The organism is Kitasatospora sp. NPDC091257, assembly GCF_044757675.1.
Taxonomy (GTDB): Bacteria; Actinomycetota; Actinomycetes; order Streptomycetales; family Streptomycetaceae; genus Kitasatospora; species Kitasatospora lactacystinica.
The window spans coordinates 1-8,221 of the sequence record NZ_JBIVVI010000296.1 but is presented as its reverse complement, the minus strand read 5'-3'; the positions used below and the strand labels follow the sequence as shown (position 1 = coordinate 8,221).

The window sequence follows — 8,221 nt, the reverse complement described above, 5'->3', positions numbered from 1 at the left end:
GGTCGATCCCGACCGTGCCGGGGGTCGACCCCTCCGTCGGCGGACCGGCCGCCGGCGAGGGGTCAGCCCTGGACCCACTCCTGCTGCCGCGCCAGGTCCGCCTTCACCTCGGCGAGCTGGACCGCGACCGCCGAGGGGGCCGTTCCGCCGCGCCCGTTGCGGGCGGCGATGGCGCCGTGGACGCTGAGCACCGAGCGCACCTCGGGCGTCAGGTGCTCCGAGATCGCGGCGAACTGCCCGTCCGTCAGGTCGGACAGTTCGATGCCCTCGGCCTCGCAGACCTTGACGCAGGCGCCGGCCACCTCGTGCGCGACCCGGAACGGCACGCCCTGCTTGACCAGCCACTCGGCGATGTCGGTGGCGAGCGAGAAGCCGGCCGGGGCCAGCTCCTCCAGCCGCTCCCGGTGCACGGTGAGGGTGGCCATCATCCCGGTGAACGCGGGCAGCAGCACCTCCAGCGTGTCGCAGGAGTCGAAGACCGGCTCCTTGTCCTCCTGGAGGTCCCGGTTGTAGGCGAGCGGCAGCGCCTTGAGGGTGGCCAGCAGGCCGGTCAGGTTGCCGATCAGCCGGCCGGACTTGCCGCGGGCGAGCTCGGCGATGTCCGGGTTCTTCTTCTGCGGCATGATCGAGGAGCCGGTGGAGAAGGCGTCGTGCAGCGTGATGAAGCCGAACTCCTTGGTGTTCCAGATGATCACCTCCTCCGCGATCCGGGAGAGGTTGACGCCGACCATCGCGGTCACGAAGGCGAACTCGGCGACGAAGTCGCGCGAGGCGGTGCCGTCGATGGAGTTGCCGACCGAGCCGCCCTCGAAGCCGAGCTCGGCTGCGACGGCCTGCGGGTCGAGGCCGAGCGAGGAGCCGGCCAGCGCGCCGGAGCCGTACGGCGAGACGGCGGTGCGGGCGTCCCACTGGCGCAGCCGCTCGGCGTCCCGGCCGAGGGCCTGCACGTGCGCGAGGACGTGGTGGGCGAAGAGCACCGGCTGGGCGTGCTGGAGGTGGGTGCGGCCCGGCATCGCGGTGTCCGGGTGCGCCTCGGCGAGGCCGACGAGGGCCTGCTGGAGGTCGAGCAGCAGGCTGCCGATGGTCTTCGCGTGGTCCCGCAGGTACATCCGGAACAGGGTGGCGATCTGGTCGTTGCGCGAGCGTCCGGCCCGCAGCTTGCCGCCGAGGTCGGGGCCGAGGCGCTCCAGCAGGCCGCGCTCCAGGGCGGTGTGCACGTCCTCGTCGGCGACGGTGCCGGTGAAGGTGCCCGCCCGGACGTCGGCCAGCAGCCGGTCCAGGCCGCCCAGCATGCCGGCCAGCTCCTCGTCGGAGAGCAGACCGGCCTTGTGCAGGACCCGGGCGTGGGCCTTGGAGCCGGCGATGTCGTACGGCGCGAGGCGCCAGTCGAAGTGGACCGAGGCCGAGAGCCGGGCGAGCGCCTCGGACGGGCCGTCGGCGAAGCGCGCGCCCCAGAGGCGGACGTCGGAGGGCTGCTCGGCGGTCATCGCGTGACTCCTTCATGCATGTGCAGTGGACGGCATAAGTATGCACGACGCCGTATGAAACACAAAACCCCGGCCGGAGGGTTCTCCGTCGGCCGGGGTTCGTCGGGGTCAGGCGCTGCGCGGCGCTACTGGGCCTTCGCCTGGGCGAGTTGCATCAGGTGGTCGGCGAGCGCCTGGCCGCCCGCCGGGTCACGGCTGATCAGCAGCACGGTGTCGTCGCCGGCGATGGTGCCGATGATCTCGAAGACCTCGGCCTGGTCGATCGCCGAGGCCAGGAACTGGGCGGCGCCCGGCGGGGTGCGCAGCACCACCAGATTGCCGGAGGCCGTCGCGGAGACCATGAGTTCGCCGGCCAGCCGGGCCATCCGGCCCTCACTGGCCGACTCCCCCATCGGCGCGCGCGGCGTGCGGTCGCCGCCCTCGGCCGGGACGGCGTAGATCAGCGCGCCGTCCCGGTTGCGGATCTTGACCGCGCCCAGCTCGTCCAGGTCCCGGGAGAGGGTGGCCTGGGTCACCACGAGTCCATCGTCGGCGAGCAGCTTGGCGAGCTGGCTCTGCGAACGCACGGGCTGGCGGGTGAGCAGGTCCACGATCCGCCGGTGGCGCGCGGTGCGGGTCTGCGGGACCTGCGGCGTCGGGCCGGCGGCGGACGAGCCGGAGCGGGAAGCGGTCATGTGATTATTCTCCCGGACGACGGTCAACTCGCATCGGCCGGGGCACTCTCGCGCACCGTCCGGAGGATGCCCGGCAGCGCGGCCAGGAAGGCGTCCGCCTCCTGCTCGGTCAGCACCAGCGGCGGGGCCAGCCGGACGGCGTCCGGGACGGCCGCGTTGACCAGGTAACCCGCCTCCTGCGCGGCGGCCTGGACCCGCGCCGAGACCGGCTCGGTGAGCACGATGCCGAGCAGCAGGCCCGCCCCGCGCACGTGCGAGACCAGCGGGTCGCCGAGCGCCTCGATTCCGTGCCGCAGCCGCTCGCCCAGCTTGCGGGTGTGCTCCAGCAGGCCCTCGGACTCGATGGTGTCCAGCACCGCGAGCCCGGCCGCGGCGGCCACCGGGTTGCCGCCGAAAGTAGTGCCGTGCTGGCCCGGGGTGAGCAGTTCGGCGGCCGGCCCGAAGGCGAGCACCGCGCCCATCGGCAGACCGCCGCCGAGCGCCTTGGCCAGGGTGACCACGTCCGGCTCCACGCCCTCGTACGCCTGGTGGGCGAACCAGTGGCCGGTGCGGCCGACACCGGTCTGGATCTCGTCCAGGACCAGCAGGGTGCCGGTGGCCCGGGTGATCTCGCGCGCCGCCCGCAGATAGCCCTCGGGCAGCGGGACGGCGCCGTTCTCGCCCTGGATCGGCTCCAGGAAGACGGCGGCGGTCCCGGTGGTGACGGCCGCGCGCAGCGCCTCGACGTCGCCGAACGGGACGTGGGTGACGTCGCCGGGCAGCGGCCGGAACGGGTCCTGCTTGGCGGGCTGGCCGGTGAGCGCGAGGGCGCCCATGGTGCGGCCGTGGAATGCGCCCTGGAGGGCGACCAGGTGGGTGCGGCCGGTCCGCCGGCTGATCTTGAAGGCGGCCTCGTTGGCCTCGGCGCCGGAGTTGCAGAAGAACACCCGCCCGCCCGGGCGGCCGTCCAGCTCCAGCAGCCGCTCGGCGAGGGCGATGGTGGGCTCGGCCATGAAGAGGTTGGAGACGTGGCCGAGGGTGGCGATCTGCCGGCTCACGGCCTCGACGACGGCCGGGTGGGCGGTGCCGAGGGCGTTGACGGCGATGCCGCCGAGCAGGTCGGTGTACTCCTTGCCGTCGGCGTCCCAGAGCTTGCTGCCCTCGCCGCGCACCAGCGGGATGCGGGGGGTGCCGTAGTTGTCGGTGAAGGAGTGCTGCCACCGCTGGGCGAGCTGCTCGTTGTGCGTCACGTCGGTCATGTCGGTCCCGCCGGTCATGCCAGTCCCCCGGTCACGGTCGCCTCGTCGTCCGGCACGACCATCGTGCCGATGCCCTCGTCGGTGAAGATCTCCAGCAGCAGGCTGTGCTGGACCCGGCCGTCCAGCACGCGGGCGGTGCCCACGCCGGAGCGGACGGCGCGCAGGCAGCCCTCCATCTTGGGGAGCATGCCGCTGGCCAGGTCGGGCAGCAGCTCCTCCAGCTCGCTCGCGGTGAGCTGGCTGATCACGTCGTCCGAGTTCGGCCAGTCCTTGTAGAGGCCCTCGACGTCGGTGAGGACGACGAGCATCTCGGCGCCCAGCGCGACCGCGAGGGCGGAGGCGGCGGTGTCGGCGTTGATGTTGTAGACGTGGCCGTCGGTACCGCGGGCGATCGAGGAGATGACCGGGATGCGGCCGTCGGCGATCATCGCCTTCACCGCGCCGGCCTCGATGTTGACGATGTCGCCGACCAGGCCGATGTCGACCTGCTCGCCGTCCACCACCGCGTAGCGCTTGACCGCCGTCATGGTGTGGGCGTCCTCGCCGGTCATGCCGACCGCGAACGGGCCGTGCCCGTTGAGCAGGCCGACCAGCTCGCGCTGCACCTGGCCGGCGAGCACCATCCGGACCACGTCCATGGTCTCCGGGGTGGTGACCCGCAGGCCGTTGGTGAAGCTCGACTCCAGGCCCAGCCGGTCGAGTTGGGCGCTGATCTGGGGGCCGCCACCGTGCACCACGACGGGGTGCAGACCGGCGTAGCGCAGGAAGACGACGTCCTGGGCGAAGGCGGCCTTGAGGCTCTCGTCCACCATCGCGTTGCCACCGAACTTGATCACGACGGTCTTGCCGTGGAAGCGCTCCAGCCACGGCAGCGCCTCGATCAGCGTCATGGCCTTGGGCAACGCGGTGTTGTTGCGGGCCTGTTCGCCCTTGGGTGCGATCTGCACGGGATTCCCTCGTCGATGGGGCTCCCCCCGGCCGCAGGCTGGGGGGAGGATGTCGCGGATCAGGTGTCGCGGCTCGGGGTGTCGTGGCTCAGGGTGTCGCGGACGAAGTGACGCGGATCAGGTCGAGTAGGCGCTGTTCTCGTGAACGTAGTCGGCCGTCAGGTCGTTGGTCCACAGCGTGGCGCCCGCCGTACCGGCGTTGAGGTTCGCGGTGATGACGACCTCGCGGCCCTTCATGTCCACCAGGTCGCGGTCCTCGCCCACGCCGCCGGCCCTGCAGACCCAGACGCCGTTGATGGCGACGTCCAGCTCGTTCGGGTCGAAGGCGGCGGAGGTGGTGCCGATCGCGGCCAGCACCCGGCCCCAGTTGGGGTCCTCGCCGTGGATGGCGCACTTGAGCAGGTTGTTGCGGCTGATCGTCCGGGCGACCTCGACCGCCTCGTCCTCGGTGGCGGCGCCGGTGACGTCGATCCGGATCTCCTTGCTCGCGCCCTCCGCGTCGCCGATCAGCTGGCGGGCCAGGTCGGCGCTGACCGTGCGGACGGCCTCGGCGAACTCGGCCTGCTCCGGGGTGGTGCCGGAGGCGGCGGAGGCCAGCAGCAGCACGGTGTCGTTGGTCGACATGCAGCCGTCGGAGTCGATCCGGTCGAAGGTGGTGCGGGTGGCGCCGCGCAGCGCGGCGTCCAGGGCGGCGCTGTCCAGGTCGGCGTCGGTGGTGAGGACGACCAGCATGGTGGCGAGGCTCGGGGCGAGCATGCCCGCGCCCTTGGCCATGCCGCCGACCGTCCAGCCGGCCGGGCTGGTGTACTGGGCGGTCTTGTGCACCGTGTCGGTGGTCTTGATGGCGATCGCGGCGGCCTCGCCGCCGTCCTCGCCGAGCTCGCCGGCGGCCAGGGCGACCCCGGGGAGCAGGATGTCCATCGGCAGCCGCACCCCGATCAGGCCGGTGGAGGCGACGGCGACCTCGCCCGCGCCGAGGCCCAGCTCCGCGGCGACCTTCTCCGCGGTGGCGTGGGTGTCCTGGAAGCCGAGCGGGCCGGTGCAGGCGTTGGCGCCACCGGAGTTGAGGACGACCGCGGAGACCCGGCCGCCCTTGAGGACCTGCTCGGACCAGAGCACCGGCGCGGCCTTGACCCGGTTGGCGGTGAAGACGCCGGCGGCCGCGAGCGAGGGGCCGTCGTTGACCACCAGGGCGAGGTCGGGAGTGCCGGAGGCCTTGATGCCGGCGGTCACACCGGCGGCGCGGAAGCCCTTGGCTGCGGTCACTCCGACGTTGGTGGTCGTGCTCACGGTGCGACTCCGTTCACGGGAAGGCCGAGCTCCTCGGGCAGGCCGAGGGCGATGTTCATGCTCTGCACCGCGCCGCCGGCGGTGCCCTTGACCAGGTTGTCGATCGCGCTGATCGCGATGATCCGCCCGGCGGCGGCGTCCAGGGCGACCTGGACCAGGGCGGTGTTGGCGCCGTAGACGCTGCTGGTCTGCGGCCACTGGCCCTCGGGCAGCAGGTGGACGAAGGGCTCGTCCGCGAACGCCTCGGTGTAGGCGGCGCGCAGGCTCTGCGCCGTCACCCCCGGCCGGGCCTTGGCCGAGCAGGTGGCGAGGATGCCGCGCGGCATCGGGACGAGGGTGGGGGTGAAGGAGACGGAGACCGGCTCGCCCGCGAGCGGGGTGAGGTTCTGCGCCATCTCCGGGGTGTGCCGGTGGACGCCGCCGACGCCGTACGGGCTGACGCTGCCCATCACCTCACTGCCCAGCAGGTGCGGCTTGGCGGCCTTGCCTGCGCCGGAGGTGCCGGAGGCGGCGACCACCACGGCCTCCGGCTCGGCGAGCTGCGCGGCGTAGGCGGGGAACAGCGCCAGGGAGACGGCCGTCGGGTAGCAGCCGGGCACGGCGATCCGGTTGCTGCCCTTCAACGCGGCGCGGTGGCCGGGGAGTTCGGGCAGGCCGTAGGGCCAGGTGCCGGCGTGCGCGGAGCCGTAGAACTGCTCCCAGTCGGCGGCGGCCCTGAGCCGGAAGTCGGCGCCGCAGTCGATCACCAGGACGTTCGGGCCGAGCTCCTCGGCGACGGCGGCGGACCGGCCGTGCGGCAGCGCCAGGAACACCACGTCGTGGTCGGCCAGCACCTCGGGGGTGGTGGCCTCCAGGACGCGGTCGGCGAGCGGGAGGAGGTGCGGCTGGAGCGCGCCCAGTCCGGTGCCCGCGTTCGAGCCGCCGGTAAGCGCCCCGATCTCCACCTCCGGATGGCCGAGCAGCAGGCGCAGCACCTCGCCGCCCGCGTAACCGCTCGCGCCGGCGACGGCGACTCGCAATGCCATGGCGTTCCTCCTTAGTCGTGGCATGAATATACGCGTGGCGGAAAATTCATGCAAGGAGTGCGTGCCGGACCCCGTCGGGGCGAGGCGGCCCGGTCAGCGCTTGACGGCCCGCAGCACCACGAACTTGGGGTTACCGGCGACGAGTTGGCAGTTGCCGAAGAGGCGGCGCAGCTTGACGTGGTAACCGAGGTGGCGATTGCCGACCACCCAGAGTTCCCCGCCGGGCCGCAGCGCCCGCTTGGCGCCGGTGAACATCCTCCAGGCGGTGGCGTCGGTGGTGGCCTGGTGGGAGTGGAACGGCGGGTTGTTGAGCACCAGGTCCACCGAGCCGGCGGCGACCACGTCCGGCGCCAGGGCGTCGGCGGTCAGGAACCCGGCCGGGGCGTCCGGGCCCAGGTTGGTGCGGAAGGTCTCCTCGGCGGAGGCCACCGCCTGGTGCGACTCGTCCACGAAGACCAGCTCCGCGCCGGGCCCGGCCAGCGCGGCGGCCGTACCGACCACCCCGTTGCCGCAGCCGAGGTCCACCACCCGGGCGCCGGGGGCGGGCACGGGCAGGTGGGCCAGGAAGAAGCGGGTGCCGATGTCCAGCCGGTCGGCGCAGAAGGTGCCCGCGTGGTTGACGACCGTACGGCCGGAGGCGGCGCCGATGTCCGACGGCAGCGCGTAGCGGTGCGGCCACGGGTTGGGACCGGCGTCGAGCGCCCGGTCCGGGGTGCAGAGGATCAGCCGGGCCTTGCGCACGGCCAGTGAGGTGCGGGTCGGCCCGAGGATCCGCTCGAAGAGCTGGAGCGTGGAGGTGTGGATCTCGGTGACCATGCCGGAGCCGATCACCACGGTGCCCTCGTGGAGCGCGGGGGCGAGCCGGTGCAGCTGGTCCTCCAGCAGGGCCAGGCTCTTGGGGACGCGCACCAGCAGCACGTCGATCCGCTCCGGCGGGGCGTCCCGGGTGGTGAGCAGCCGGGTCTCGTCGACGGCGGCGCCGGCCCGGGCCAGATTGGCCAGGGTGGCCTGCCGGCCGAGGTGGGAGTCGGTGATCTGGACCGGCCGGTACTCGGCCAGCGCGGTGGTCAGCGCGCCCCAGCGGTCGCCGAGGACGGCGACCGTACGGCCGGCCAGCTCCGTCGCGGCGCCGGCCGCGCTGTCGGCCTCGCCCGCCAGGTGGCGCAGCAGGTACTCGTCGGCGGCGTCCCAGGCCCGCAGCCGCTCGCGCGGGTCCACGGGGAAACGGGTGAGCTCGAAGGCGCCCCACGGGGTGGCCAAGGCGGTGTCCGGCGGGGTCGCGGCGGGCGTGGTCTGGGGATTCATCGTGTTCTCAGGCTATCCGACGGCCCCCGGGAGCGATGACGGACGGATACTGGAAGAGCCCGACCGAGAGGGGTGAGGGCGATGGAGTGGAAACTCGAAGTCGTGGTGGTCCCGGTGTCGGACGTGGACCGCTCGAAGCTCTTCTACGAGGAGCAGGCCGGGTTCACCGTCGACCACGACACCCTGCTGCGGGACGGGATCCGGGTGGTCCAGCTGACGCCCCCCGGCTCGTCCTGCTCCATCGTGGTGGGCAAG

At 73.0% G+C, this 8,221-nt stretch carries 7 protein-coding genes and 1 pseudogene; 1 reads left to right on the top strand and 7 read right to left on the bottom strand.

What is annotated here, in order from left to right; genetic code table 11:
- Positions 1–62: 62 nt before the first annotated feature.
- The 7 genes from argH to ACIQOV_RS16115 form a co-directional block, all read right to left on the bottom strand.
- The gene (gene argH / locus ACIQOV_RS16145) at positions 63–1,487 is read right to left on the bottom strand and encodes an argininosuccinate lyase (protein WP_401049014.1); all 1,425 of its coding nucleotides are present in this window, start codon (positions 1,485–1,487) and stop codon (positions 63–65) included.
- Between the two features lie 125 nt (positions 1,488–1,612).
- The gene (locus tag ACIQOV_RS16140; RefSeq protein ID WP_359905973.1) at positions 1,613–2,161 is read right to left on the bottom strand and encodes an arginine repressor; all 549 of its coding nucleotides are present in this window, start codon (positions 2,159–2,161) and stop codon (positions 1,613–1,615) included.
- Between the two features lie 23 nt (positions 2,162–2,184).
- Entirely contained in the window at positions 2,185–3,399 is a 1,215-nt protein-coding gene (locus ACIQOV_RS16135; RefSeq protein WP_401049016.1) for an acetylornithine transaminase, read from the bottom strand.
- 14 nt (positions 3,400–3,413) lie between these two features.
- Positions 3,414–4,289 carry an acetylglutamate kinase gene (gene argB / locus ACIQOV_RS16130; protein WP_380549385.1) on the bottom strand — a complete coding sequence of 292 codons (876 nt, stop codon included), beginning with the start codon at positions 4,287–4,289 and terminating at the stop codon, positions 3,414–3,416.
- 174 nt (positions 4,290–4,463) lie between these two features.
- On the bottom strand, positions 4,464–5,636 hold the full coding sequence (gene argJ, locus ACIQOV_RS16125) for a bifunctional glutamate N-acetyltransferase/amino-acid acetyltransferase ArgJ (RefSeq protein ID WP_401049011.1): 1,173 nt from the start codon (positions 5,634–5,636) through the stop codon (positions 4,464–4,466).
- The gene (gene argC / locus ACIQOV_RS16120; RefSeq protein ID WP_401049009.1) at positions 5,633–6,661 is read right to left on the bottom strand and encodes an N-acetyl-gamma-glutamyl-phosphate reductase; all 1,029 of its coding nucleotides are present in this window, start codon (positions 6,659–6,661) and stop codon (positions 5,633–5,635) included. The genes argJ and argC overlap by 4 nt, the downstream gene beginning before the upstream one ends.
- 93 nt (positions 6,662–6,754) lie before the next feature.
- Positions 6,755–7,921 carry a methyltransferase gene (locus ACIQOV_RS16115; protein WP_359906020.1) on the bottom strand — a complete coding sequence of 389 codons (1,167 nt, stop codon included), beginning with the start codon at positions 7,919–7,921 and terminating at the stop codon, positions 6,755–6,757.
- A gap of 126 nt (positions 7,922–8,047) precedes the next feature.
- Here ACIQOV_RS16115 and ACIQOV_RS16110 point away from each other — a divergent pair.
- Positions 8,048–8,221: pseudogene (locus ACIQOV_RS16110) on the top strand (VOC family protein); the annotation flags it as partial.

Coding starts and splice junctions, on each gene's coding strand:
- argH (WP_401049014.1), bottom strand. CDS start 1,487: ATGACCGCCGAGCAGCCCTCCGACGTCCGCCTCTGGGGCGCGCGCTTC.
- ACIQOV_RS16140 (WP_359905973.1), bottom strand. CDS start 2,161: ATGACCGCTTCCCGCTCCGGCTCGTCCGCCGCCGGCCCGACGCCGCAG.
- ACIQOV_RS16135 (WP_401049016.1), bottom strand. CDS start 3,399: ATGACCGACGTGACGCACAACGAGCAGCTCGCCCAGCGGTGGCAGCAC.
- argB (WP_380549385.1), bottom strand. CDS start 4,289: ATGACGCTGATCGAGGCGCTGCCGTGGCTGGAGCGCTTCCACGGCAAG.
- argC (WP_401049009.1), bottom strand. CDS start 6,661: ATGGCATTGCGAGTCGCCGTCGCCGGCGCGAGCGGTTACGCGGGCGGC.